Below are 23,969 nucleotides of genomic sequence, written 5' to 3' on the forward strand. Positions count from 1 at the left end.
GCTTATATCTGGCTGATGTCAACTTGCTTGAGAAAATCAAGCAATGCCCAAACTGCATGGGATAAATCTGCATCTTTAGGAGTTGCAGCGACTACAATTCGTTGTAGAGGGGTGGGCAACTGACCAACAGTTACGCCCTCAGGAGTATGAAAAACAGATAGCTGAGGTAAAATTGCTGCGCCAGAGCCTGTAGCAACGAGGTTAATTATGGTGTCACTTTCTCTGACCTGTTCACAGGGTTGAAATTGATAACCTTCAGCTTTAAAGTAATTTTTGATTTCTCTAAAACAACTGTTGTGATTCGGATAAGAAATAATTGGTATTGACAGCAACTGTGTCCAACTAAGTTTTGGGGAGTTGACTACAGAAAAACCTAGATCAGAATCAGGTGGCAAGAGAACAATGTAATCATCTCGCAGCACTTCAATAGTTTCTAAATCTTTAGAGGTGGGTAAAGTAGTAAAACCCACATCAGCTTGTCCTTCATAAACCATCTGCTCTACTTGAGGACAATCTTTTTCTTCAGCAATTTTGATCTCTATTTGGGGATATTTAGTTTTAAAGTTGGCTCTAATTTTAGGTAAGAGTTGTGCTGCTGCACCACGAAAGGTAGAAATTCTGACTTTACCTCCCCCAAGGCTTTTGTAACGGTTAGCTTCTTGTTGAATATCTTCAATTGACTGTAATATTCGATAGCAATGTGCCAAGACACTTTCTCCTGCTGGGGTAAGATTCACGCCTTTTTTCCCTCTAAACAGTAGTTGGATTCCTAAATCGTCTTCTAATGTGGCGATCGCATGACTAACAGTAGGTTGACTTAAATCCAATTCAATTGCCGCCTGACTAAATTTTCCACATCGGGCAACAGTGACAAACGACTTGATTTGAGAAAGTTTCATTAGGAGAGATTTTCACAAATTGTTCTTCTCTTTAGTATTACAGATACTTTATATATACGATTTCTCGATCGACAATCTATTAAAAAATCTCTAAAACCTTCTCCAAAAGAAAGCACCACCCTTGATCTTCAATTATCTTAAATCCATTGCGACGATATAAAGACAATGCTGGATTATCTTGGACAACTCTAAGTTGAAATGGATAGTTAATCTCTTAAACGATTTAATTTCTTGTACACCTCATCATCATTGCGTTTACCAACTAAAATTATCTCTACTAAATCTTCTTTTGGTTTAAATTGTTGAACCTCCCATCGCGGGACGCGAGGGATTCCCATATAGACTCACGACTATGCCGAAGCACCCGCCAGAACGCCATCACTGGGCTGTTTAATTACGGTAGTTCCTACCGCGATATTTTCTAAACCTCTATTTCTCACTACTTCTGCTGCTGCCACATCCCTGTTCTGAACGTATCCGCATTCAGGGCAAGAATGTATTCTTACGCTCAAATCCTTTTTTCCTGTATGAGTTCCACAATTGGAGCATATTTGAGATGTAAAATCTTTATTTACTTTGGCAAAATAGGTGTCTGTTTTCAAGCAAACATACTCAAGAATCTTGAAAAATTGACCTAATCCCATGTCTAAAGATTGCTTGCCAAACAAGCCTCTACTCCATAAGACAAAGTTAATATCTTCGACAAATATCATTCCGACTCCATCACATAGTTGATATGCCAAGTTGAAGTGATATTCTTTTCGTCTGTTTGCTACAGCTTCATGAAGTAATGCAATACGATGGTTTAGTTGCTTCCATTTATTAGAACCTTTTTTCTTATTCTTGAGCTTTTTTTGTAGTAATTTAATCTTACGCAGAGCTTTATCTAAGAATGAGGGTCGAGTAAGTACTAGCCCATCGGAAGTTGAAATCATGCTCTCAATACCCGCATCAATACCGATAGCATGACCATGAGGTATTGGTTTGACAATATCCACATCTAGTTCAATCATTAAATTGGCATAGTAACCACTAGCTTTTTTAATAATTTGTACTTGCTTAATTTTGAATCCTTCTGGTATATCTCTTGACTTTCTAAACTTAATTAATTTAAGCAAAGGCATCTTGAGGTACTTATCTTCTACTGATATCTTGCCCAAAATGTTAAAAGATCGGGCTTTGTTCTTGTATCGAGGGAAACCCATACCCTTGCTCTTCATATCATTGAACGCTCTGTCTAGCTTTCGCAATGTTTGTTGCATAGCCTGAGCATTACCTGATTTCAGAAAAGCGTTGGTTTTCTTAGCCTTAGTTAACTCAGCCGACTGAGTATGATAATTAGGGTAATCAAATGGTTCAACAATATACTCATGAAACAGAGAACATTGGTTTACCTTACAGCTACGACTGTTATACCAAAGTTTACGCACATACAACGCATGATTCCAGACCGCTCTACAAACATCTAAATTGTGTTCAATTATTTCTATTTGTTTGGTTGTTGGCTGTATTTTGTAGTTGTATGTAAGATTAAGCATTTCGACCAAGATGCTATATTGTTTAGTCATTTTACAATATACTTGTCCGTTTTGTAAAACAAAGTAAGATTAACTTACAACTAACCCGTGATTCATCCCTGCGCGGGACGCGAGGGTCTTCTCACGTAGAATGATAAACTATTCGATATTCTCCGCTATCCACTCGACGAAAATTAGAATAGCCTTTCAATTGTTTGCTATCGTTAGGCAGAGGATCGATATTGAGAGATAACACTTTCTTGGCAATTTGAGCAGCAATTTTTGGTTGCAATCCTTTTAAAAAGTCTAGAACTGTCTCTAAACCATCAAGCTTTGGCATTCGTCAGTTTCTCCAGAGCAGAGGTAAATTCTTTACTTCCTGTCATTGAAGATTGACTGAGAGCAGTTTCGGCAGCTTTTCCTAAGTTTAAATCTTCTAACTCTTCAAGCCTGGTAATTAGTTGTTGATAGGTTTCTGCTGCCAGAATTACATGACTAGGGCGTTTTTGCTTAGTAACTAAGACTGGCTCTATTGCAGCTTTGTCAAATACTTCGCCATGTTGGTTACGGGTTTGAGTTAGTGTGTAACTTTCCATTTTCAAACTAAGTTGACTATTTTGTACATTTTAGCAAAAATGTATGTTTTAAAATTTTGTATTTCTTTGTATAGTTAACTTCTAAAATGAATTAAAAAATTCAGAGATTGCCTTGATAGCTACAATCTTTAAGCTTTTTAGATAATTTTCTTGGTGTTCTATTGTCTCTAAAGAGGTTATGATTGTCGATATTTATTTTCTCTAGACACGGTAGCTGGCTCGTAGCTTTTCAAGAAGCTAATAGCTAAGAGCTGACAGCTGATAGCTGATAGCTAAAAACTAATTAATTAGAACGAAGCTAGATTAACTTGTGGTTTTTAACTGATTAGTTTGACGCAGCGAATTAATAGTTGCGATCGCCTGTTGCCCCACAATCTCTATTTCCTCTGAAGTATTAAATCTACCAATACCAAAACGTAAAGAAGCGTGAGCTAATTTCTCATCACGTCCCAAAGCAGTTAAGACATGAGACGGGGCAGTAGAAGCAGAAGAACAGGCAGAACCAGAAGATAAAGCCACTACTGATTGTAGTCCCAGCAATAGAGCTGAACCGTCAACTCCTTCAACACTCACATTGAGATTACCTGGCAGACTTTGAGTAAAATTGCCGTTGAGGTGGATACCGTCCAAGGTTTCCAACATTGACCAGAGTTGCTTCTTTAGCTGCAATAGACGAGTGGACTCAGATTCCATTTCGGCTATGCCAATTTCCAACGCCTCAGCAAAGCCAACTATTTGGGGAGTGTAGAGAGTCCCCGATCGCCGACCTCGTTCTTGTCCACCACCTTGAATTTGGGAAGCCAATTTAACTCTGGGGTGACGGCGACGCACATATAATGCACCAATGCCTTTAGGACCATAAATTTTATGGGCAGTGAGAGACATCAAATCAATATTCATCGCTACTACATCTAAAGGAATTTTGGCGATCGCCTGAGCTGCATCGGTATGAAATAAGACCCCTCGATTGTGACAAATTGAACCAATTTCAGCGATAGGTTGCAGTACGCCAATCTCGTTATTAGCAGCCATAACCGAAACCAGAATTGTATCTTCACGGATAGCTGACTCTAGTTGATGAAGATCTAATAAACCATCAGATTGTACAGGCAGGTAGGTAAGTTCAAACCCTAAATTTTCTAAATAAGCACATGGATCTAGTACTGCCCGATGTTCCGTAGTGACCGTAATAATGTGTTTCCCTTGATTAAAATAAGCTTCAGCAACTCCTTTAATCGCCAAGTTATTGGCTTCTGTTGCTCCACTAGTAAAGACAATTTCTTCGGGAGTCGCGTTAATAATTTTGGCGATCGCTTCTCTAGCGTTTTTAACTGCTGCGCCAGCTTCCCAACCATAGACATGAGTGTTACTTGAAGGATTACCAAAACGTTCGGTAAAATAAGGCAACATCGCTTCTAAGACTCGCTCATCCATTGGTGTCGTTGCCTGAGCATCAAGATATATCGGACGTTGAGACATTTATAATGATCAATAACGGTGTTTAATTCAAATTTAACAGTTTTGTTGGTCATGATTTTGGGAGCTACATAAATTTTGGGAACTATAACTATATAGATATAGATTAAAAATAACTAGTGGTTGAATACTTTAGACACGCCTTCGCAACAAATAAACTATCCTGCCTTAATCATGACTTATTATAAATTTAATCCCAAAAATCACATTTGTTCTCTAGTTTGGACTGGATTTTGTCTGTATAGTGGAGTTGATGACGGCAATTTACTCAGTGCGATCGCTATGCCAACAATTTTAGGAGTTCCTACTGTTGTGGTGGGAATTAATATGCGAGAAAAATCTGAGCGAGATAAGCGCAGAAGAATAGTTAATCTAATTCAAGACAAACAAATGATTACGGTGGGTGAAGTAGCTAATCTACTGAATATTCCTGGTAAAGAAGCTCGCGAATTACTCAATCAATTGCACGACGAGGAAAGAATTAATATGAGTAATCGAGATAGTGATATGGCTGTTGTTTATACTCCGATAAATTAATCATGGCAGAATGCGCGATCGCTTTAGGTAGTAATCAGGGAAACTCTCTAGATATCCTGGAAAAATCTCTCACAGCATTAGATCAAATTCCTGGTGTTACTCTTAATACTGTTTCTAGCTGGTATCAAACCAAACCTGTTGGGACACTTGAACCACAGTCAGATTATCTTAATGGCTGTGCCTTATTATCCGTCGAACAAACCCCCGAAGAATTGTTAGTCATTTTGCAAGCGATCGAAATTCAGTTTGGCAGGGTTGGTAAAGGCACGCTTCAACCTAGAACCTTAGATTTGGATTTATTACTCTATGGAGATTTAGTTCTAGACACTCCTAATCTTACAATCCCTCATCCCAGAATGATTGAACGAGCTTTTGTACTAGTACCTTTAGCAGAGATTGCACCAGACTTGATTGAGCCAGTATCGGGAACTAAAATAGCTAAATTACTCCGCAATGTAGATACTTCAGGTATTCAAGCTTACATTAGAGCCTAGTTAGATTTGAGTTGATTAACCAAACATATTTAGTTCCCAAAGGCGGCATTATCGGAAGTAGAGTCATCTCCCATAGTGGGAGTTAAATAATAGAGACACTTTAAGTAACGAGTAAAAAGTAACGAGTAACGGCAATTAAAATTTTTGCCACCGTAAATTTCGCTCACCCGGGACACGGGGACACGGAAAATGAATTGAGTCCCAGCTACAAGATCATCCCGCAGAGATACAATGCTCAAATTTGACGGCTTAAAACTAAGAGCCATTAGATAAGCATAATCAAAACTTATACTTAACATAACGAAGAACAATGTAATATAGCTTTACAAAGTACATATACTCAGCTATTGTTATTACATAAGACAGACGAAACAACTTAATTTTTTATTTTGTTATCTGTCCTGTTCTGACAAGAACCTTGAAAAATAAATAACGCAATTATAAACACATGACAACTACTTTACAGCAACGCGAAACTCGCGGCGCTTGGGAGAATTTCTGTCAGTGGGTAACAAGCACTAACAACCGCATCTATGTTGGTTGGTTTGGTGTCTTGATGATTCCTACACTCCTAGCTGCCACAGTCTGTTTTCTAATCGCCTTTGTCGCAGCACCTCCTGTAGACATCGACGGAATCCGTGAACCCGTAGCTGGTTCATTACTTTACGGTAACAACATCATCTCCGGTGCAGTTGTTCCTTCTTCTAACGCGATCGGTCTTCACTTCTACCCCATCTGGGAAGCAGCTTCCTTAGATGAGTGGTTATACAACGGTGGTCCTTACCAACTAGTAATCTTCCACTTCTTGATCGGTGTTTTCTCTTACCTCGGTCGTCAGTGGGAATTATCTTACCGTTTAGGAATGCGTCCTTGGATCTGTGTTGCATATAGTGCACCTGTATCCGCAGCCACAGCAGTATTCCTAATCTATCCTCTAGGACAAGGTTCCTTCTCTGATGGAATGCCTTTGGGAATCAGTGGAACATTCAACTTCATGTTGGTCTTCCAAGCAGAACACAACATCTTAATGCACCCCTTCCATATGTTAGGTGTAGCTGGTGTCTTCGGTGGTTCTCTGTTCTCCGCAATGCACGGTTCTTTGGTAACTTCTTCCTTAGTACGTGAAACAACTGAAACTGAATCACAAAACTACGGTTACAAGTTCGGACAAGAAGAAGAGACTTACAACATCGTGGCAGCACACGGCTACTTCGGTCGTCTTATCTTCCAATATGCTTCTTTCAACAACTCTCGTTCCTTGCACTTCTTCTTAGGTGCATGGCCCGTAATCGGAATTTGGTTTACTGCAATGGGTATTAGCACCATGGCATTTAACCTCAACGGATTCAACTTCAACCAATCGATCATGGATTCTCAGGGACGTGTAGTTAACACATGGGCAGACATCTTAAACCGCGCTAACCTCGGTTTCGAAGTAATGCACGAACGTAACGCTCACAACTTCCCCTTAGACTTAGCAAGTGGCGAGCAAGCTCCTGTAGCTTTAACCGCTCCTGCAATCAATGGGTAGTTTGGTTTTGATAACTGCGCTTCTAGTTTGAAGTAAATAAATAAAAAAATGCTCTCCAACGATGGGGAGCATTTTTTTTGCTGATTTTATTGTTTAAGCATTCCTTAATCTTGATGTCAAAAGGATTTATTATCAGTAGTCTTACTTGAATTCCTTTAATAAGAGGTGGTCTGAAAAAACTGATGTTATAAAGTAGTAAGTCTCAAGGACTTGAAACATAACAGTTGACAGTTATTAGTTGTATCTAAGTTTTATCTATGTCTACTATTGAACAAATCAAACCTGCCGGGAAAGCAGATGTAATTATTTATGTACCTTACTATTCTAAAAATAAACACAGTTGGCTACCCCATGCGATCGCTTTATATCGTGAGGCATCTTTAGAAGGAGAGCGACAGGTAGAGGGGGGAGAAAGTATTCCCTTTGTAGCTAGTTGGTATGTGTCGAAATTACCTTCTGAATTAACTCGTTGCCGTTTACAGTTTGATGGACAGGCAGAATTGAGTTATGAGGTGACTTTATCTAATTCGGAGTTTATTGATTACCTAATTGATGTCATCATGAACTTTAAACGTTCTCAAATAACAGATTTTCCGAGAAGTTTTTATCGAAAACTGTTGCGTTTTGAATAGCAAAGAGTACATCACAATCAATAAGGAGCGCTGGCGTGGCGAAATCTGCTAAACATCTTCTGATAGCTTCAACTGAGGCTTATAGTGGCAAATCTACAACTATTTTAGGTTTGAGTCATTTATCTTTACAAAGGGAAATATCTGTTGGCTACGGACAACCTTTGGCAACCGATCTCAGAGAAAATTCAAGGGACACTAAAAAAACAGAAGATGTAAATTTTCTGGCAACCACTCTAAAGTTATCATCCAATCAAGTTAAAACCCCTTTATTATTTCTCGATCGTCATACAATTAATCGACGTTTGCAAGGAGACGATCAAGAAGATTATGCTCAAGCCTTACAAGAATATGTCAAACAGATAGAAGCAGACTTAGTTTTATTAAAAGGTCCTAGTAATCTTTGGGAAGGTGGTATTTTTAACTTGTCTGTACCAGAAATTGCCGCGGCAGTCGATGCCTCAATACTCTTGGTCGCCCGTTATCATCCCCTGATGTTGGTGGATAGCTTATTGACAGCGAAAAAGTTTTTAGGAGATCGTCTCTTAGGAGTTGTCATTAATGATATACCCCAAGCAGAATTAACTACTGCTAGCGAGACAATCAAACCTTACCTAGAAAACCAAGAAATTCCTATTTTGGGAATGATACCGACAGATCGGATTCTTAATAGTGTTAGTGTCCAAGAAATAGCTACTAGATTAGATGCCGAGGTTTTATGTTGTTCCGAACATTTAGACTGGATGGTAGAAAGCCTAAGTATTGGAGCTATGAACGTCAACTCAGCTTTAGGATATTTCCGCAATAGAGAAAATATGGCGGTGGTTACTGGTGGCGATCGCGCTGAATTGCAAATGGCAGCTCTAGAGACTTCGACTCATTGCTTGATCTTAACTGGTAGGATTCCCCCCAAAGAATTGATTATTGAGCGTGCCGAAAGTTTAGATATTCCTATTTTATCAGTAGATACAGATACTTTGACTACAGTGGAAGTTGTTGATAATTCTTTTGGAAAAGTACCGATCCAAGAAGGAATTAAAGTAAAACAGATTCAAGATTTAATGCAACAGCATTTTGATATTGACAGACTGATTCAAAAGCTTGGTTTGGAAGTGGTGAGATCGGTTTAGGATTAAAATATAAATAAAATTGATAGTTTTAAAAAATCATTTGTATGACAATAAATCTTCAAGTACCAAGTATGGTTTGTGATGGCTGTGTAACAACAGTTACCGAAGCTATTACTACTCATGAACCAGAGGCAAAAGTTGAAATTAATCTTGATACCAAACAAGTAAAGGTTGAAACTAACGCTTCAGAAGAATCCATTAAGCAAATTATTACCGCAGCCGGTCATACTGTGGAGTAATCAAATTAACAGCATAGATTTAACTTAAACAGTAGTGACTTAAATCGAGTCACTGCCGTTTAATTGACTCCTCACCGCCCTAAAGAGTCGGTGATTCTGGTTTTTAGTTTTTAGTTTTTAGTTTTTAGTTCAAATTGACTACTAATTACTAATTACTAATTACTAAAAGAAGTCTTCCTAGAAGAAAGAGGCTTTAAACCCAGAACGATGGTAAACATTCAGAGTTAATTTAAATAAGATTTGAGGACAATCCCCAGAAACGCAAATAAACCAGTGATAAATATAGATACTGCTACACTAAAGGCTAAAGAGGAGCGAGCCTGATATCTATAATTTTCATTTTGAATGCGACGTAATTCTTGACGATGTTCTAAAGCAGCCAGAATAATAGCACAAGTACCGATACCAATAAAAGAAAGTCCTAAAATTCTGGTTAAATGATGTGGATCAATCTCCCCATAAATCAGAGATTTTTGTAACGCCATAATAATTTGATCGACCCCAAAGCCAAAACTGATTAAAGATAAACAGGTACGAATCCAAGCCATCAAAGTTCTTTCGGCAGCAGCACGGTTACGCTCTTTGGCTAATTCGGTATTGTTACTCGGCATATTTTTGGACATGGAAATTATTAATTTACTAAAATAGTTTTAACTCAAATTAGACTAAGTCTTAGTTGACATCTTGTACGCCTTGCTAAAGCTATAAATAATTTAGGATAGTAGACTATAGTTAGATGTTGATTGCTCTTCGAATCATATAGGGTAGGCTAGGGTGGTTAATTATGATTACTAACTACTTCTATTTATGAGCAAGTCTATTTCTACTTTCTGTTTTAGCCTAAGTGCGATCGCAGTTACCTCTTGGGGGCAAATCGTTCATGCTGCTCCCTTACAGTCAGTTTCCCCGAAACATATTCAGCATCTTGGCTTAGATCAGAAGTTAAGCAACCATGAGCTTGATTCTCAAAGACATACGATCAATCAATGTCGTATTGATTCAAATTGTCCTGAGATTCAATCTAGTCACACAACAGCTTCTGGTTGGAACGAAACTCAGCGTCAAGCTCTACAACAGGCAATCGATCATAGTCTTTTTTACCTAAGTACACCTAAAGCAGCTCAAAGTTATCGTAAATATGCCAACTCGGATTTTAACTTAGATCGTGTTAAGCGATCGCTAGTTAGATTTAAAGAATTATTGTTAACCACCGACTCTCCCATAGCTTTGTCACAAGCTGTGAAAGAAGAATTTGTCTTTTATCAGTCTGTAGGTAAAGATCGACAGGGAAAAGTTGATTTTACAGGCTATTTTGAACCAACATACACCGCTAGCCGAGTTCGTACAGAGGAATATCGCTATCCTCTATATCGTAAACCGGCAAATTTTGACCGTTGGACATCTCCTCACCCCACTCGCGCCCAGTTAGAAGGCAAAGATGGTTTGGCGGAAAATAAAAGTGTTTTAAAAGGTCAAGAACTTGTTTGGTTGAGCGATCGCTTAGAAGCATTTTTAATTCAGGTACAAGGTTCGGCCAAGTTAAACCTTACCGATGGTAGCACCATGACTGTTGGTTACGGCGGTACGACTAATTATCCTTACGTTAGCATCGGCAAAGAATTGGTTAATGATGGTCTCTTTGAGCTGGAGGAGTTGAGTCTACCAAAGGTGCTTGATTATTTTGCTACCCATCCCCAAGAATTGGATCGATATATTCCCCGCAATAAACGTTTTGTATTCTTCCGCGAGACTGGTGGTAAGCCACCTACAGGTAGTTTAGGTGTTCCTGTTACTGGCGATCGCTCTATTGCCACTGATAAATCTTTGATGCCTCCAGGAGCATTAGCTCTAATTGTTGCCCCCATTCCCGATCTAGAATCAACCGAGAACATTAAGCCACGGTTAGTTAGTCGCTATGTCTTAGATCAAGATACAGGAAGCGCGATCAAAGGTGCCGGCAGAGTTGATATTTTCTTGGGTAGTGGTGATGTTGCCGGGGAAAGAGCAGGAAGAATTAATGGAAGTGGCAACTTATTTTATTTATTGTTGAAAGAATAAGATCGATAATTTTTATGTCTAATAGTTTATGAAAATTCTCATTATTTGCTCTACTTTTCCTTATCCTCCAACCAAAGGTAGACAACAGTTAAGAACATTTCATTTCCTCGAGTATCTTAATTCTCGTCATCAGATTACTTTGCTCACTCGTCGTAGTTCTGAGGTTACTGATGATGAACTCGAAGCTCTCCGAGAACAGGTAACAGAATTAGTAGTATTTACAACTGCACCAAAAGATAAAGAATCTTTGGGGTTAATTGATCGCGCCAAGCGATTGGGGACATTTATTCAACAGGGAACACCGCCAGATATTTTAGACAACTATTCTCCAGAAATGGCAGCTTGGATTAATCAGGCGATCGCTGACTCCCAATTTGAGATCTTAGCTTGTGAAGATCGTTTGGATGAAATTTATATTGATTCTCAATGGCATCAAAAATTGGGAGTAGTATTAGATTTACATTTTTCTGAGTATGGCAAATACAAGGAACAGCTAAAAGCGGGAGATTCGGATAACGAGCTTAAAGATCAAATTAATCTGGGGTTACAAAAACGTTATGAACAAAACTATTTAGAAAAATTTAGCGCGATTGTAACTGTAACAGCTCAAGATCGTCGTATAGTCAAAAAACTAGAGCCAGAAAGTTCAATTACCGTCATTCCCAATGGTGTAGATTTAACTAAATTTCCTCGCCGAATTACCAATCAAGGGGGGCAAAGAATTGTCTTTGTGGGCAATATGGATCGACCCGTCAATATTGATGCAGCACGCTTTTTAGCTTTAGAAGTATTTCCGGCAATTCGCCAGCGTTATCCTGAGGCGGCACTAGAATTAGTTGGGGCGAAACCTGTAGCCGAAATTCTAGAGTTAAATGATTTACCAGGGATTATCGTGACGGGAAAAGTGACCAGTGTAGTGGAATATCTTCATTGGGCAACTGTCTGCGTAATTCCCATTCGTCAGGGATATGGCTTGAGAAATCGCACTCTGGAGTCGATGGCGGCAGGAGTTCCAGTGGTGGGAAGCGACCGCGCTTTGGCCGGATTTGAAGTTGACGGGTCAACTGTTCCCCTCAGAGCTATGCGAGCTAATACTCTAGAAGAGTATATTTATGCGATCGGTCGTTTGTTTTCCGAACCTAAACTCAGAGAAAGGCTCTCCGAAAATGGACGTTCTCTGGTAGAAACGGAGTATACCTGGGATAAAGTCGGACAAAAATACGAGCAAGTGTTAATTGATACTCCCACTTTAAATACATAGATAATTTTTATTAAACGTTTAATTCTCAATAACTTAATGGCGCAAGTTGTAATTGTTGGAGCCGGTCCCACTGGGGCAACCATGGCACTACTCTTAATCAAAAGAGGAATCAAGGTCAAGCTAATAGAAGCATCCCGTGATTTTAAACGATTGTTTCGCGGAGAAGGATTGATGCCCAGTGGTTTAGATGCCTTGGAACAAATGGGGTTACTAGAATTAGTAGCTGATATTCCCCATCAATCTTTTGCTGCTTGGGAATTTATATTATCTGGGCGGACTCTATTTAAAGTATCTGAACCGATAGAGCCAGGGGGTAAACCATGCACTACAGTTTCCCAACCTCATCTACTCGCAGCAATTGTTCAACAAGCAGAGAAATATTCAGAGTTTGAATTTATCCAGGGAGAAGCTGTCAAAGATATTTTAAGTTCTAATCAAAGAGTTTCAGGGGTCAGATTAGGTTCTGGACGAGAAATAACTGCCGATTTAGTAATTGCTGCCGATGGTCGCAATTCTCTGCTGCGAAAACAGGCAGGTTTAAATTTAACCCAACTGCAAAGTAATATAGATATTCTCTGGTTTAAACTTGATTCTGGCTCATTGCTTCAATCAGAAAATATATTTTATTCAATTCTGCATGAACGAGACGGATTTGGTTTATTTCGTGCTTCTGAAGGTCAGTTGCACATCGGCTGGGGATTACACTCTGATGATGATTTTGACTGGAGAAAAATAGATTGGGCAGAAAAACTCGCAGCAGCTTCTCCCCCTTGGTTGGCAGAACATATACTCAATAATCGCGATACTCTGACTCAACCTCTCCTGTTGTCTGTAATTGTTGGTCGTTGCGATCGCTGGTCAATTCCTGGATTACTCTTACTAGGAGACGCAGTCCATCCTATGTCACCGATCCGCGCTCAAGGTATTAATATGGCGTTTCGTGATGTTATTGTCGCTGCTAATCATCTAGTTCCCTTATTAATCCAAGCAGAAATTAATCTGAGCCAAATTGATTCAGTACTACTGCAAATTCAACAAGAACGAGAACCCGAAATCATCCGCATCCAAAAGTTACAAGCACAAGAAATGGCACAAGCAGAAATGTTACATAAAAGTGCTTTACTTCGCTGGGGTGCTAGAACTTTCACTCCGATTATTCGCCCTGGTATTCGTGCTTCCTGGTTAAAACGACAAAAACAATTACGCCAGGGTGTTACCCCAGTTCATTTAGCTGTTTGAGCAATTTATGACATCATCACTCATTTCCTGAGATTGTCGTAAACAATATTTAATCCGTGCGACTATAGCTACCTCTGTTTCACTATCAATTAGTTCTTGAAATCTAACTTCAATTGCTGATAACAATTCAGGCTGACTGGTTGCCAAAGTATTGGCCAAGGCTTCTAAGCCAACAACAGCAGCATAACGAACTACCCATTCTCCATCTTCTGTCGCCAACAATAGAGTTTTTAGAACTTTTTGTTGCGCAGAGATTATTTGCTCTGGGGGCAACTTGAACCATTTAATACTACCTAGACCTTTAGCTGCTGCACGACGCACACTCTGAGAAAAATCAGTCACCGCAGCTTTGAGCAATAAATCAAGAGCATCAGGATCGCCAATACCGGCAAATACTCTGGTTGCCCAGGCTCTAGCACCATAATTATAATCGTCCAGATTGCTCAATAAATAAGGAACAACTGGGTCGCCAATTTGGATTAAACCATCAACTGCAGCCACGGATGCACCAGGATTATTGAAGCCTAAAACTTCGACTAAAGTAGGAATAGCAGCTCGATCCTTAGTCTCTGCTAAATCTTCTACTGTCTCTAGTAATAAATCAGCAGAATCTGCTTTATTTACTGCATCTATAAGTAATTGAATATCAGACATTATAAATATAAGTTTTGATCGAGATAGATCTGAGATTGTTTTTAATATTCTATGGCTAATTGACGACTACCCATAGTTTCGCTCCTTGCTTCAGCGACTAAAAAGGAATGATTGAGAGATCTCAGTTGCAATCAATCCAAGTTAAAATTAATTTCGCGTTTGTTGAAAGGTAAATTGTGATTAATCGCCATAATTTCTTCTCGTTCCATATGGTTTACTTCTCCAATGTAATTACGCAGAATTTGACTCATGCGTCGATTATAGAAGCGATGTAAACTGTAATTCTCAGTAGCTGGAAAACCTCGTCTTTTCTTGTGTCTTCCCCCTGCGCCAGGATCGTACATTTGAATACCGTTAGCTATGGCCCATTCAATCGGTTTATAGTAACAAGCTTCAAAATGGAGACAGTCATATTCTTCATAACAACCCCAATAACGACCATATAAATTATTCCCTTTATGGAGACAAAAAGACATTCCCACCGGATTTTGCCCATCTTGTTCTGTATAGGCGATAACTAGTAAAACACGATCGCTATAGTTGGGATAAAGCTGCTCAAAAAACTGACGGGTTAAATATTTACTACCCCAATAAAATTTATCACAGGTATTACTATAAAACCGATAGATATAAGAATATAAATGACGGGGAATTTCTGAACCAACGTAAGTTTTAGTATATAAACCAGCTTTAGTTACAGCTTTTCGTTCTCGTTTAATATTTTTTCGCTGGTTGGTATTAAACATCTTGAGGTAATCATCAAAGGTCTGAAAGTTACGATTTGCCCAAATATAACCATGATGTAGCCAGCTATAAAAACCTTGTCTTTCCATAACTTGGCGCCAGTCAGGATCGACAAACAAAAAATTACACCCCGAAAGACGATTGCGATCGCAAAAATTATCGATTGCAGCTACCATTATTTCTGTGATCAACTCTTCATCTTCCCCTGGAGCAATTAAAAATCGATAACCTACTGCGGGAGTAAAGGGGGTCATGCCCAATAATTTAGGATAATATTCGATGCCTAAACGATGAGATAGATCTGCCCACTGATGGTCAAAGACAAATTCACCATAGCTATGACCTTTAATGTATAAAGGTGCCGCGCCAATTAACTGACTATTACGCCACACTGCCAAGTGACATGGTTGCCAACCTGTACGGGCTGTCGCACTACCAGAAGTTTCAATATTGTTGAGCCATTCCCATTCTAAGAAAGGAGTACGCAAAGGCTTCGCCAGCTCATCCCATTGTGATTGAGGAATTTCGGCAATTTTAGAAATCCAAGATAAAGAATATTGAGGTTTAATCTGCTCAACCATAATGGTATTTTGAGGTTTGGAGGACAAACTTTATTATTTAGCGTAATCAATATTGCCCAAGATTGCAGAAAAAACCTTTCTCCTTTTTCCTTTAACCCTTTCCCGATTAAACCAAAAACTGACTTGATTTGGGATCAAAATGAACTATCTTGTCCTTTCTCGAATAATCTGAACCAACAAATCGGTAAATACGGGATCGTTAATTCTTTTAGCTGCTTCAATCAAAATATCTGATTCTGGCTGAGGATCCTCTACTGTTTTACGCGGAACTGCAACTAGGAGAGAAAGGTGGCTAACCAGACGATCTATCTCATCTCTGATACGCGATCGCTTAGCATATAGCAATCTAACCGTACGGCGTATAGAACGTTCTCTTTCTAGCTCTAATAATAAGATATCTCTCTTAGGCGGCTCATTCATCGTTCTATTCTCAAGATATTTTTTCTAGCGACAGAATCTTTTATAAACTGAATAATAGCTACTGTCACTAAAAGATCCATACCTGCATTAAAGCTGATTCAAATGACAATGAAAACCTTTATATAAGTTAAACTACATTACCTTTACACTTCTATATTATGTGTTAGAAATCGCAACTATTATCAGTAAGGATTATCGATTCCAACCGGTTATTTACTAGACTTTGAGTATAATTACTCTTTTTTAACAGTAGACACGTTAGAATTTTTTAAGAAAACCTTGATATCAAATTGATTCAGGCTAAGAAAGCCTATAAATCTATGTTTTTAACTGAACTAACTCCCGTCTTGCAAAAATTCGTTCAACAACCAATCGCTTTCGCTAGTGGCTTTGTTTCTGGTGTTCTGCAACTCAAACTAAACGAAGAGCCTTTATCCGAATGGTTAGAAAAACAAGGTTATAACTCAGGCACTAATAACAATTCTTCTCAACCTAACCGTAGTGACCGACCTCAATCAATAGACATTGACTAAATTCGTTTAGATTGTGTCATCAATTGGGATAAATAACATTGGTAACAATAACAACATCAAGATTGACAACCTGAAGCTAGTCTTAAGCTTCTGACCAAGCTTAAAAATAACTTCCTAATATAAATAATAGAGTCTAGTAGATCTGAAGTGGTAGCCTGCAATATGTCAAGTGTTCATAGCTATTAGATATAGCTAAGGCTTACTTGGAGACAACTCGATTCTGTTTCAACACCGCGATTCTTCAAGGTGAGAAAGCGGAGGAAGCCCTCAAAAAATTTCAACAGTTCCTTTAAGCGCGGTTTCTCGCCAATGAACTGTCTTGTGTAACCTCTGGCTGATAACTTGCAAATCTCGCGGTCAATTTATTAACCTCTTGTTCTTAACCATAATTTTTGACCACTGGTTAGAGAAAACAAGAGATGCAGGCTTAGGAAGGTCAGTTCCATGGAAAATTTTGACAAAGCTGTAATTCCAGAACAGAGTTTGGATAGAGATTGCCAAACTCTGTCTCGGCACGTATTACAACAGTTTTCTAATTTCACAACTGAGGCTCAAGATGTTAGCTCGATTATGAATCGCATCGCCTTAGCCGCCAAGTTAGTTAGTCGGCGTTTGAGTCGGGCTGGCTTGATGGCTGGGGTATTGGGGTTTACAGGAGAAACCAATGTCCAAGGGGAGTCAGTCAAGAAAATGGACATCTATGCCAACGATGTCTTTATATCTGTCTTTAAGCAAAGTGGCTTAGTATGCCGTTTAGCATCTGAAGAGATGGAAAAACCCTATTATATTCCTGAAAATTGCCCAATAGGACGCTATACGCTTTTGTACGATCCGATTGATGGTTCGTCTAATGTAGATATCAACCTTAACGTTGGCTCGATATTTTCGCTGCGACAACAGCAGGGAGATGATCTCGACGGAGAAGCTCAAGACCTATTACAGGATGGCGATCGCCAGATAGGAGCAGGGTATGTCTTATATGGTCCTTCCACGGTGCTAGTTTACACTCTAGGTAAAGGGGTACATTCCTTTATTCTCGACCCCAGTTTAGGAGAGTTTATTTTAGCCGAAGAAAATATTACTATTCCCAGTCATGGACCAGTCTACAGCGTAAACGAGGGTAACTATTGGCAGTGGGATGAATCAATTCGGGAATACATTCGCTATGTTCATCGTCACGAAGGCTATACTTCTCGCTATAGTGGTGCGCTAGTAGGAGATTTTCATCGTATCTTACTTCAAGGAGGTGTATTCCTCTATCCCGGGACAGTTAAAAAACCGGAAGGGAAATTACGATTGTTGTACGAATCTGCACCTCTGGCGCTCTTGGCTGAACAAGCTGGGGGTCAAGCTAGTACTGGCATGGAGCGACTATTAAGTGTTGTTCCAGATAAATTGCATCAACGTACACCCTTAGTAATCGGTAGTACCGAAGATGTCCAGTTAGTAGAATCTTTTATTCAAGATTGGGCTCGTCGCGAATCAGAACAGCAAGCTTTGGTTTAATTGCTAATTTCAGACGTTAGGTTATTTAGAGGAAAATTATTAATTATGTCTACAGCAAATCCCATTTTAGAGATTGAAAATCAGTACGGTCAAAGTATCTGGATGGATAACCTCAGCCGTGACATCATTGAATCGGGAGAATTAAAACAACTCATTGCCGATAAAGGGATTAGAGGAATTACCTCTAATCCTGCTATTTTTGAAAAGGCGATCGCTGGGAATAAAACTTATGATCAAGCGATCGAGGATGGCATCAAAGCTAATAAAACAGTTGGAGAAATATACGAAGACTTAGTATTTACTGATATTCGTAACGCTTGCGATATCTTTATGCCCGTATATGAGGAGACCAAAGGTTTAGATGGCTACGTAAGTATCGAAGTCCCGCCAAATTTAGCCAAAGATACCGATAGTACTATCAAAGAAGCTCGTCGTTATTACCAGACTATTGATCGTCCCAACCTGATGATTAAGATTCCGGGGACGCCAGAAGGATTACCCGCAGTAGAACAAGCAATCTCTGAAGGGATCAGCGTTAATGTGACTCTATTATTTTCCGTCCAAAGTTATGTAGATACCGCTTGGGCTTATATCAAAGGTTTAGAAAAACGAGCAGCAGCAGGAGAAGATATAAGTAATATTGCTTCTGTTGCCAGTTTCTTCCTCAGCCGGATTGATAGTAATATCGATGGTCGCATCGATAGCAAATTAGAATCAGCTAGCGATGAAGCTAAGACCAAACTTAATAACATCAAAGGTAAAGTTGCGATCGCTAATGCCAAAATTGCTTATCAAAAATACAAAGAAATCTTTAGTGGTGACAGATGGGATGCCTTAGTCGCTAAAGGAGCAAAACCACAACGACTCCTCTGGGCAAGTACTAGCACCAAAAATCCCGAATATAGCGACGTTATGTATGTTGATGAGTTAGTTGGAGTAGATACTGTCAATACTCTCCCACCAAATACAATTGATGCTTGCGTCGATCATTGCGATCCCGCAAACCGAATTGAAACTGATTTAGATACTGCCAACCAAATTATCGATGGTTTGAAAGATGCAGACGTTGGTATTGAGCTTGATGCAGTAATGGATGAATTACTAGAGGAAGGCATTGATAAATTCATCAAGCCCTTTGAATCTTTAATGTCATCTTTAGAAACTAAAGTTAAGCAATTAGCTACAGTTTAATTTGAAGGAGAAAGGAAAAATAAGGAAAAAGTTAGTTATGGCTTGTTTCCTTTGACCTTTCTCTTTTCTCTTTGCGAATACAAGCAACGACATTGTTGAATTATATCAATTTGGATAATATCTGAGACACATAATATTGTCGTAAGGGCAAACCGCCGTTCGCCCCTACAAATAATCTGTCTTACCTAAAAACTGAAATGATATTAGATATGAATCAGAAATCTGAATATCCACTTAAGACTAAAAAGCGCGAAGCAGATAGATAATAGCTAAGAGCAGTATTTCTCGAAATTTCATATCTTTAATCACCAATGTCCCAAAACTTTTAAACAAAAGCCAATAAATTAAAATATGGTTGCATTATTAGAAAATCCGTTACGAGTAGGTTTACAGCAGGAGCGTACAGCCGATCCAGCAATTATCGTGATTTTTGGAGCATCAGGAGATCTTACCCAGAGAAAACTGATCCCCGCCATCTACCAAATCAAAAGAGAGCGTCGCCTTCCTCCAGAAATGACTATTGTGGGAGTTGCCAGAAGAGATTGGACTCACGATTATTTTCGCCAACATCTCAAAGATGGAATTGAGGAATTTGGCAATGGGGTGGGCAACGAAGAGCTATGGCAAGACTTTACTAATGGCATCTTCTATTGTTCAGGCAACATGGACGAAGCTGAAAGCTATGCCAAGTTAAAAACTTTTTTGGCAGAATTAGACGAGCAACGGGGAACAAGAGGCAATCGTGTCTTTTATCTGGCAGTATCTCCTAAATTTTTTAAACCAGCCCTTAAACAGCTTGGTGCAGCAGGAATGCTTAAAGATCGGCTGAAAAGTAGGATCGTAATTGAAAAGCCTTTTGGCAAGGACTTAAGCACCGCCAAATCTCTTAATCGTGCGGTGCAAAGAGTTTGTAAAGAAGAGCAAGTATATCGTATCGATCACTATCTGGGGAAAGAAACTGTCCAAAACATTTTAGTATTTCGTTTTGGTAACGCTATCTTTGAACCGTTGTGGAATCGGCAATTTGTCGATCATGTTCAGATTACCGTTGCTGAAACTGTTGGCGTAGAAGAGCGAGCAGGATATTACGAGACTTCTGGTGCCTTGCGAGATATGTTGCAAAATCACCTGATGCAGCTATTTGCGATTACCGCGATGGAACCTCCTAATTCCCTAGACGCTGATAGTATTCGTAATGAAAAAACTAAAGTTCTCCAGGCTACTCATATTTCCGAGGCTAATAACCTAGAACAGTCGGCAGTTAGAGCCCAATATTCTGAGGGCTGGATGAAAGGTCAGCCTGTTAAGGGTTATCGTCAAGAAGAGGGGGTAAATCCCGAATCTACTACACCGACTTTTGTGGCACTGAAACTAGAAATCGATAATTGGCGTTGGAAAGGAGTACCCTTTTATCTTCGCACCGGTAAACGGATGCCTAAAAAAGTCACCGAGATTTCCATCCATTTTCGGGAAGTTCCCTTATTAATTTTCCAATCAGCGGCACAACAAACTAGTCCTAATGTTCTTACGATGAGAATCCAACCCAACGAGGGGATATCTTTGAAGTTTGAAGCCAAAACTCCCGGTCCTGATTTAAGAACTAGAACTGTAAACATGGACTTTAGCTATGGTTCTTCCTTTGGGATGGCTACTGCCGATGCTTACCATCGTTTATTACTGGACTGTATGTTAGGGGATCAAACCTTATTTACCCGTGCTGATGAAGTTGAAGCTGCCTGGAACATTGTGATGCCCTTAATTAATACTTGGGAAACTCCTAGCGATCCTGACTTAATGCCCCAGTACGAAGCAGGAACTTGGCAACCAGCCGAAGCCGAATTTATGATTAACCGCGATCGCCGGCGTTGGCGCAGACTTTAAATTAAATGATTACTGATTACTGATTACTGATTACTGATTACTGATTACTAAAAAATGGTTTCTCCAATAGTATCTTTACAAGCACCCAAAGACGTATCTATCGACGAAATTGAAGCCGAATTGCGATCGCTTTGGCAGTCTCAAGGTTCAGAGGAAGATGGTGCAGCTGTCACTAGAGCAGCCACCTTTAGCTTAATTGTTTATGAGCCAGATGGTACCCAACAGCTATTAGCTTCCTTGGGGTTTTATACTGGTCCTATTGACGGTATTGCTGGACCCAGAACCAAAGCGGCGATTAAGGCAGCTCAAAAAGCCTATAATATGGAAGCTACGGGTAAATCTGATAATACACTGCTCAAGCAATTGCAAACAGAATTTGTTAAAGCCAAGGCAGAAGACAAACTAACTTCTGAAAATAAAACAGCGGCGATTAATTACAGTCCAGATTCAGAAGGAGCTACCGCAGATGCGATCGCAGCTGCTAATCCTTGTCGGATTGTTACTCTCTGTCCGATTTTAGGAGAAGATACAGGGGTTAAAGCTCAAGTATCAGCCTATTGCCCAATTAACAAACAAACTAAAAACACTCTAGTCTGCTGTGAGTACATTACCCTTAGCGGTACTGCCGAAGCCTTAGAAAGAATTGGTGGTATTATCGCCGCCCTAGCGATCCCCGATCTGCCTAAGTTTGTCTGGTGGAAAGCGACTCCTACCCCCGAGCATCCCTTATTTAAACGCTTGGTATCTTCCAGCGATACAGTTATTTTTGATTCTAGTAGCTTTGTTCACCCCGAAGCCGATCTAAAATCCTTAGCTGAATTACTTCAGCAAGATACCGCCCTAGCTGATATTAATTGGCGTAGACTAGCTCCCTGGCAAGAATTAACTGCTGCTGCATTTGACCCTCCAGAAAGAAGAGCAGAAATTTATGAAGTCGATCAAGTCACAATTGATTATGAATTGGGTAATCAGTCTCAAGCTTTAATGTTCTTGGGCTGGTTAGCAAGTCGTCTCAAGTGGACTCCTCTAGAATATCACTGGGAAGGAGGAGACTATGATATTCGCAGGGTTAAATTTACTGATGACAAGCAACGAGATATTCACGCCGAATTAGCGGGTATTCCCACAGCTGACTGGGGAGATATCCCTGGAGATTTAGTCAGTTTACGTTTGAATTCTACTAATTTAGATGCCGACTGTTGTACCGTTTTATGTTCCAGCACTTCAGGTTGTATGAAAATGGAAGCTGGCGGAGGAGCGCAATCCTGTTACATCGAAGAAGTAACACCTTTATCCGATCAGAAAACCGAGAATTTACTGGCTCAACAACTACAACGGTGGGGTCGGGAAATGTTATTTGAAGAGAGTATGACAATTACTTCCCAGATCTTACAATTGTTGAAGTAACATCAGTGAAGAATATCATATTTTCTTCTCAGGTCTTAATTTAGGTTTTGGCTTTGCCAAGACCTTTTTTCTGAGTAATTTATAGGCAATTTCATTGATTATGTATGCCAATATTGGGATTTTGGCTGCTGTTTGGTCATTGAGGAGTAATAATTGCTAAAATTTCTGAAAGTCAGAGCCGGCTCTGACCATTGGTCAATAATTCAGTAATTCATTCAGAAGCTATATTAAGATATGTATTTAAGAACTCTTTGTTTGTTTATTAGCCGCTAACCTTATGGTATCATATTGGGCTTTAGATTTTTTTATTGCTTAATTAATCAGATTTCTTGTCTGTCACCTAAAATTAATTGATTACTTTAAATAAATCTAAAATGCAATTAGTATGAAGAGTTAATTATGGTCTAATCGTGATCGGATTCAATTAAAGAAACTATTAAGCTGAAAATGCAAAGCAAATTTGCCGTTCAGTAAGACAATGAAGTAACTTGTGAATATTGATATTAATAAACTTAAAAATTGAGACGGTATTGTGCCTAAACTTAACTGGTTGATTTCTTTGATAGCTTGTGCTGGCATTTCTAGTATATCTTTGCCAGTTAGGGGACAAGCTGTACTTCCATACATACCTAAATTAGACTCAGAAAAGCTAGAGTCACAAGGACTGCAGCTGCTTCAAGATGCCGTACAGCTTATTCGCTTTCAGCAGTATGAATTGGCATTACCTCGAGCAGAACTTGCAACTCAGCTTGCTCCTTCTAACTATGAAGTTTGGTTTATTTTAGGTAGCCTTTATATTCAGCAGGAAAATTTAGATAAAGGGATTAAGGTATTAGAAAAAGCTGAAACTCTAGCACCAGAACAAGAAGGTATTTTGTTTACCTTAGGCAATGCCTATTTTCAGAAGGGTAATTATGATGTTGCCAAAGATAAGCTTGAGGCAGGGCTAGAAATAGAACAGAATTCTCCTGAAGCTCTCTTCGATCTGGGTAATACTTATCTAAAATTATCTGAACCCGATCAAGCGATCGAAGCTTACGAAAAAGCTTTTGCTCAAGAGTCTACATTTTGGCCAGCATTAAATAATGTGGGGTTAGTTGAATACGAACAGGGCGATCATGAAGAGGCAATTGAAAAATGGCAATCTGTAATTGAAGTTGATGGAGAACAAGCTGAACCTCAATTAGCTTTAGCAGTTGCTTTGTTTACCCAAGGAGAAGTTAATAAAGGTATTGAATTAGGCAAAGCGGCTTTGGCGATCGATAATCGCTATGCTGACATTCAGTTTCTGGAGGATAATCTCTGGGGAGAACGTTTAATTGAAGATACCCGTAAGTTTTTAAGTAACCCTCAAATACAAGAAATAGTATCTACTTCCCAGAAATCACCCTCCGAAGTGGAACCAGAACTGCCACCCAGTCCTTAAGTTTTAGAGCTAACAGCTAA

General features: G+C 39.3%; 24 protein-coding genes and 2 pseudogenes. 15 read left to right on the forward strand and 11 right to left on the reverse strand.

Annotation, left to right across the window (positions count from 1 at the left end; all coding sequences use genetic code 11):
* Window positions 1–2: 2 nt before the first annotated feature.
* The 6 genes and pseudogenes from PLEUR7319_RS0117675 to PLEUR7319_RS0117700 all read right to left on the reverse strand — a co-directional run bounded on the left by PLEUR7319_RS0117675 (window position 3) and on the right by PLEUR7319_RS0117700 (window position 4,491).
* Entirely contained in the window at window positions 3–899 is an 897-nt protein-coding gene (locus PLEUR7319_RS0117675; RefSeq protein WP_019506556.1) for a LysR family transcriptional regulator, read from the reverse strand.
* A 206-nt stretch (window positions 900–1,105) separates the two neighbouring features.
* Window positions 1,106–1,198: pseudogene (locus PLEUR7319_RS43555) on the reverse strand (type II toxin-antitoxin system RelE/ParE family toxin); the annotation flags it as partial.
* 51 nt (window positions 1,199–1,249) lie between these two features.
* The gene (locus PLEUR7319_RS0117685) at window positions 1,250–2,437 is read right to left on the reverse strand and encodes an RNA-guided endonuclease TnpB family protein (protein ID WP_019506558.1); all 1,188 of its coding nucleotides are present in this window, start codon (window positions 2,435–2,437) and stop codon (window positions 1,250–1,252) included.
* Window positions 2,438–2,570: 133 nt separating this feature from the next.
* Window positions 2,571–2,756: pseudogene (locus tag PLEUR7319_RS0117690) on the reverse strand (type II toxin-antitoxin system RelE/ParE family toxin); the annotation flags it as partial.
* Window positions 2,743–3,012, reverse strand: coding sequence for a type II toxin-antitoxin system Phd/YefM family antitoxin (locus PLEUR7319_RS0117695; RefSeq protein ID WP_019506560.1), 270 nt, complete (start codon window positions 3,010–3,012; stop codon window positions 2,743–2,745). The pseudogene PLEUR7319_RS0117690 and the gene PLEUR7319_RS0117695, both read right to left, overlap by 14 nt.
* A gap of 303 nt (window positions 3,013–3,315) precedes the next feature.
* A complete protein-coding gene (locus PLEUR7319_RS0117700) occupies window positions 3,316–4,491 on the reverse strand; it encodes a cysteine desulfurase family protein (RefSeq protein WP_019506561.1) in 1,176 nt (391 codons plus the stop codon).
* Window positions 4,492–4,662: 171 nt separating this feature from the next.
* Here PLEUR7319_RS0117700 and PLEUR7319_RS0117705 point away from each other — a divergent pair, with 171 nt between their 5' ends.
* The gene (locus tag PLEUR7319_RS0117705) at window positions 4,663–5,025 is read left to right on the forward strand and encodes a DUF742 domain-containing protein (RefSeq protein WP_019506562.1); all 363 of its coding nucleotides are present in this window, start codon (window positions 4,663–4,665) and stop codon (window positions 5,023–5,025) included.
* A 2-nt stretch (window positions 5,026–5,027) separates the two neighbouring features.
* Entirely contained in the window at window positions 5,028–5,519 is a 492-nt protein-coding gene (folK, locus tag PLEUR7319_RS0117710; RefSeq protein ID WP_019506563.1) for a 2-amino-4-hydroxy-6-hydroxymethyldihydropteridine diphosphokinase, read from the forward strand.
* A gap of 29 nt (window positions 5,520–5,548) precedes the next feature.
* Here the strand turns inward: folK and PLEUR7319_RS42755 are convergent, their stop codons facing one another.
* Window positions 5,549–5,758, reverse strand: coding sequence for a hypothetical protein (locus PLEUR7319_RS42755; protein WP_144054334.1), 210 nt, complete (start codon window positions 5,756–5,758; stop codon window positions 5,549–5,551).
* Between the two features lie 209 nt (window positions 5,759–5,967).
* On the opposite strand from PLEUR7319_RS42755, the gene psbA reads away from it, so the two are divergent.
* The 4 genes from psbA to PLEUR7319_RS0117730 all read left to right on the forward strand — a co-directional run bounded on the left by psbA (window position 5,968) and on the right by PLEUR7319_RS0117730 (window position 9,048).
* Window positions 5,968–7,050, forward strand: a complete 1,083-nt coding sequence (gene psbA / locus PLEUR7319_RS0117715) for a photosystem II q(b) protein (protein WP_019506564.1) — start codon at window positions 5,968–5,970, stop codon at window positions 7,048–7,050.
* Window positions 7,051–7,307: 257 nt separating this feature from the next.
* Window positions 7,308–7,682 carry a type IV pilus biogenesis protein EbsA gene (ebsA, locus tag PLEUR7319_RS0117720; RefSeq protein WP_019506565.1) on the forward strand — a complete coding sequence of 125 codons (375 nt, stop codon included), beginning with the start codon at window positions 7,308–7,310 and terminating at the stop codon, window positions 7,680–7,682.
* Between the two features lie 35 nt (window positions 7,683–7,717).
* On the forward strand, window positions 7,718–8,809 hold the full coding sequence (locus PLEUR7319_RS0117725) for a phosphotransacetylase family protein (protein WP_019506566.1): 1,092 nt from the start codon (window positions 7,718–7,720) through the stop codon (window positions 8,807–8,809).
* A gap of 44 nt (window positions 8,810–8,853) precedes the next feature.
* Window positions 8,854–9,048 (forward strand): heavy-metal-associated domain-containing protein, encoded by a 195-nt coding sequence (locus PLEUR7319_RS0117730; protein WP_026102602.1) that lies wholly within the window; start codon window positions 8,854–8,856, stop codon window positions 9,046–9,048.
* A 224-nt stretch (window positions 9,049–9,272) separates the two neighbouring features.
* Here the strand turns inward: PLEUR7319_RS0117730 and PLEUR7319_RS0117735 are convergent, their stop codons facing one another.
* Window positions 9,273–9,671 carry a YidH family protein gene (locus tag PLEUR7319_RS0117735; RefSeq protein ID WP_019506568.1) on the reverse strand — a complete coding sequence of 133 codons (399 nt, stop codon included), beginning with the start codon at window positions 9,669–9,671 and terminating at the stop codon, window positions 9,273–9,275.
* Window positions 9,672–9,855: 184 nt separating this feature from the next.
* On the opposite strand from PLEUR7319_RS0117735, the gene PLEUR7319_RS35855 reads away from it, so the two are divergent.
* From PLEUR7319_RS35855 to PLEUR7319_RS0117750, 3 genes are read left to right on the forward strand one after another with little or no spacing between them, the layout of a single operon-like run.
* On the forward strand, window positions 9,856–11,106 hold the full coding sequence (locus PLEUR7319_RS35855) for a murein transglycosylase A (RefSeq protein ID WP_019506569.1): 1,251 nt from the start codon (window positions 9,856–9,858) through the stop codon (window positions 11,104–11,106).
* 28 nt (window positions 11,107–11,134) lie between these two features.
* Entirely contained in the window at window positions 11,135–12,367 is a 1,233-nt protein-coding gene (locus PLEUR7319_RS0117745; RefSeq protein ID WP_019506570.1) for a glycosyltransferase family 4 protein, read from the forward strand.
* A 36-nt stretch (window positions 12,368–12,403) separates the two neighbouring features.
* Complete coding sequence (locus PLEUR7319_RS0117750) at window positions 12,404–13,606, forward strand: FAD-dependent monooxygenase (RefSeq protein WP_019506571.1); 1,203 nt, start codon at window positions 12,404–12,406, stop codon at window positions 13,604–13,606.
* On the opposite strand, the gene PLEUR7319_RS0117755 is transcribed toward PLEUR7319_RS0117750, so the two are convergent.
* From PLEUR7319_RS0117755 to PLEUR7319_RS0117765, 3 genes are all read right to left on the reverse strand, one after another.
* A complete protein-coding gene (locus PLEUR7319_RS0117755) occupies window positions 13,595–14,260 on the reverse strand; it encodes a HEAT repeat domain-containing protein (protein ID WP_019506572.1) in 666 nt (221 codons plus the stop codon). The genes PLEUR7319_RS0117750 and PLEUR7319_RS0117755 overlap by 12 nt on opposite strands.
* A gap of 131 nt (window positions 14,261–14,391) precedes the next feature.
* Entirely contained in the window at window positions 14,392–15,585 is a 1,194-nt protein-coding gene (locus PLEUR7319_RS0117760) for a GNAT family N-acetyltransferase (protein ID WP_019506573.1), read from the reverse strand.
* A gap of 144 nt (window positions 15,586–15,729) precedes the next feature.
* Entirely contained in the window at window positions 15,730–16,005 is a 276-nt protein-coding gene (locus tag PLEUR7319_RS0117765) for a hypothetical protein (RefSeq protein WP_019506574.1), read from the reverse strand.
* Between the two features lie 320 nt (window positions 16,006–16,325).
* Between PLEUR7319_RS0117765 and PLEUR7319_RS0117770 the strand changes: the two genes are divergently transcribed.
* The 6 genes from PLEUR7319_RS0117770 (at window position 16,326) to PLEUR7319_RS0117795 (ending at window position 23,949) form a co-directional block, all read left to right on the forward strand.
* The gene (locus PLEUR7319_RS0117770) at window positions 16,326–16,538 is read left to right on the forward strand and encodes a hypothetical protein (protein WP_019506575.1); all 213 of its coding nucleotides are present in this window, start codon (window positions 16,326–16,328) and stop codon (window positions 16,536–16,538) included.
* A gap of 444 nt (window positions 16,539–16,982) precedes the next feature.
* Complete coding sequence (fbp, locus tag PLEUR7319_RS0117775) at window positions 16,983–18,044, forward strand: class 1 fructose-bisphosphatase (protein WP_019506576.1); 1,062 nt, start codon at window positions 16,983–16,985, stop codon at window positions 18,042–18,044.
* Between the two features lie 45 nt (window positions 18,045–18,089).
* Window positions 18,090–19,235 carry a transaldolase gene (gene tal / locus PLEUR7319_RS0117780; RefSeq protein WP_019506577.1) on the forward strand — a complete coding sequence of 382 codons (1,146 nt, stop codon included), beginning with the start codon at window positions 18,090–18,092 and terminating at the stop codon, window positions 19,233–19,235.
* A gap of 351 nt (window positions 19,236–19,586) precedes the next feature.
* Window positions 19,587–21,116, forward strand: coding sequence for a glucose-6-phosphate dehydrogenase (gene zwf / locus PLEUR7319_RS0117785; protein ID WP_019506578.1), 1,530 nt, complete (start codon window positions 19,587–19,589; stop codon window positions 21,114–21,116).
* Between the two features lie 54 nt (window positions 21,117–21,170).
* Entirely contained in the window at window positions 21,171–22,523 is a 1,353-nt protein-coding gene (opcA, locus tag PLEUR7319_RS0117790) for a glucose-6-phosphate dehydrogenase assembly protein OpcA (RefSeq protein WP_019506579.1), read from the forward strand.
* A gap of 532 nt (window positions 22,524–23,055) precedes the next feature.
* A complete protein-coding gene (locus tag PLEUR7319_RS0117795; RefSeq protein WP_019506580.1) occupies window positions 23,056–23,949 on the forward strand; it encodes a tetratricopeptide repeat protein in 894 nt (297 codons plus the stop codon).
* Window positions 23,950–23,969: the final 20 nt, after the last annotated feature.

Origin of the sequence: Pleurocapsa sp. PCC 7319 (assembly GCF_000332195.1) — a bacterium.
Lineage (GTDB): Bacteria > Cyanobacteriota > Cyanobacteriia > Cyanobacteriales > Xenococcaceae > Waterburya.

Coding starts and splice junctions, on each gene's coding strand:
- PLEUR7319_RS0117765 (WP_019506574.1), bottom strand. CDS start 16,005: ATGAATGAGCCGCCTAAGAGAGATATCTTATTATTAGAGCTAGAAAGA.
- zwf (WP_019506578.1), top strand. CDS start 19,587: ATGGTTGCATTATTAGAAAATCCGTTACGAGTAGGTTTACAGCAGGAG.
- PLEUR7319_RS0117770 (WP_019506575.1), top strand. CDS start 16,326: ATGTTTTTAACTGAACTAACTCCCGTCTTGCAAAAATTCGTTCAACAA.
- PLEUR7319_RS0117730 (WP_026102602.1), top strand. CDS start 8,854: ATGACAATAAATCTTCAAGTACCAAGTATGGTTTGTGATGGCTGTGTA.
- PLEUR7319_RS0117675 (WP_019506556.1), bottom strand. CDS start 899: ATGAAACTTTCTCAAATCAAGTCGTTTGTCACTGTTGCCCGATGTGGA.
- PLEUR7319_RS0117700 (WP_019506561.1), bottom strand. CDS start 4,491: ATGTCTCAACGTCCGATATATCTTGATGCTCAGGCAACGACACCAATG.
- psbA (WP_019506564.1), top strand. CDS start 5,968: ATGACAACTACTTTACAGCAACGCGAAACTCGCGGCGCTTGGGAGAAT.
- PLEUR7319_RS0117760 (WP_019506573.1), bottom strand. CDS start 15,585: ATGGTTGAGCAGATTAAACCTCAATATTCTTTATCTTGGATTTCTAAA.
- PLEUR7319_RS0117755 (WP_019506572.1), bottom strand. CDS start 14,260: ATGTCTGATATTCAATTACTTATAGATGCAGTAAATAAAGCAGATTCT.
- tal (WP_019506577.1), top strand. CDS start 18,090: ATGTCTACAGCAAATCCCATTTTAGAGATTGAAAATCAGTACGGTCAA.
- PLEUR7319_RS0117695 (WP_019506560.1), bottom strand. CDS start 3,012: ATGGAAAGTTACACACTAACTCAAACCCGTAACCAACATGGCGAAGTA.
- folK (WP_019506563.1), top strand. CDS start 5,028: ATGGCAGAATGCGCGATCGCTTTAGGTAGTAATCAGGGAAACTCTCTA.
- PLEUR7319_RS0117750 (WP_019506571.1), top strand. CDS start 12,404: ATGGCGCAAGTTGTAATTGTTGGAGCCGGTCCCACTGGGGCAACCATG.
- PLEUR7319_RS0117705 (WP_019506562.1), top strand. CDS start 4,663: ATGACTTATTATAAATTTAATCCCAAAAATCACATTTGTTCTCTAGTT.
- opcA (WP_019506579.1), top strand. CDS start 21,171: ATGGTTTCTCCAATAGTATCTTTACAAGCACCCAAAGACGTATCTATC.
- PLEUR7319_RS0117685 (WP_019506558.1), bottom strand. CDS start 2,437: ATGCTTAATCTTACATACAACTACAAAATACAGCCAACAACCAAACAA.
- PLEUR7319_RS0117735 (WP_019506568.1), bottom strand. CDS start 9,671: ATGTCCAAAAATATGCCGAGTAACAATACCGAATTAGCCAAAGAGCGT.
- PLEUR7319_RS35855 (WP_019506569.1), top strand. CDS start 9,856: ATGAGCAAGTCTATTTCTACTTTCTGTTTTAGCCTAAGTGCGATCGCA.
- fbp (WP_019506576.1), top strand. CDS start 16,983: ATGGAAAATTTTGACAAAGCTGTAATTCCAGAACAGAGTTTGGATAGA.
- ebsA (WP_019506565.1), top strand. CDS start 7,308: ATGTCTACTATTGAACAAATCAAACCTGCCGGGAAAGCAGATGTAATT.
- PLEUR7319_RS0117745 (WP_019506570.1), top strand. CDS start 11,135: ATGAAAATTCTCATTATTTGCTCTACTTTTCCTTATCCTCCAACCAAA.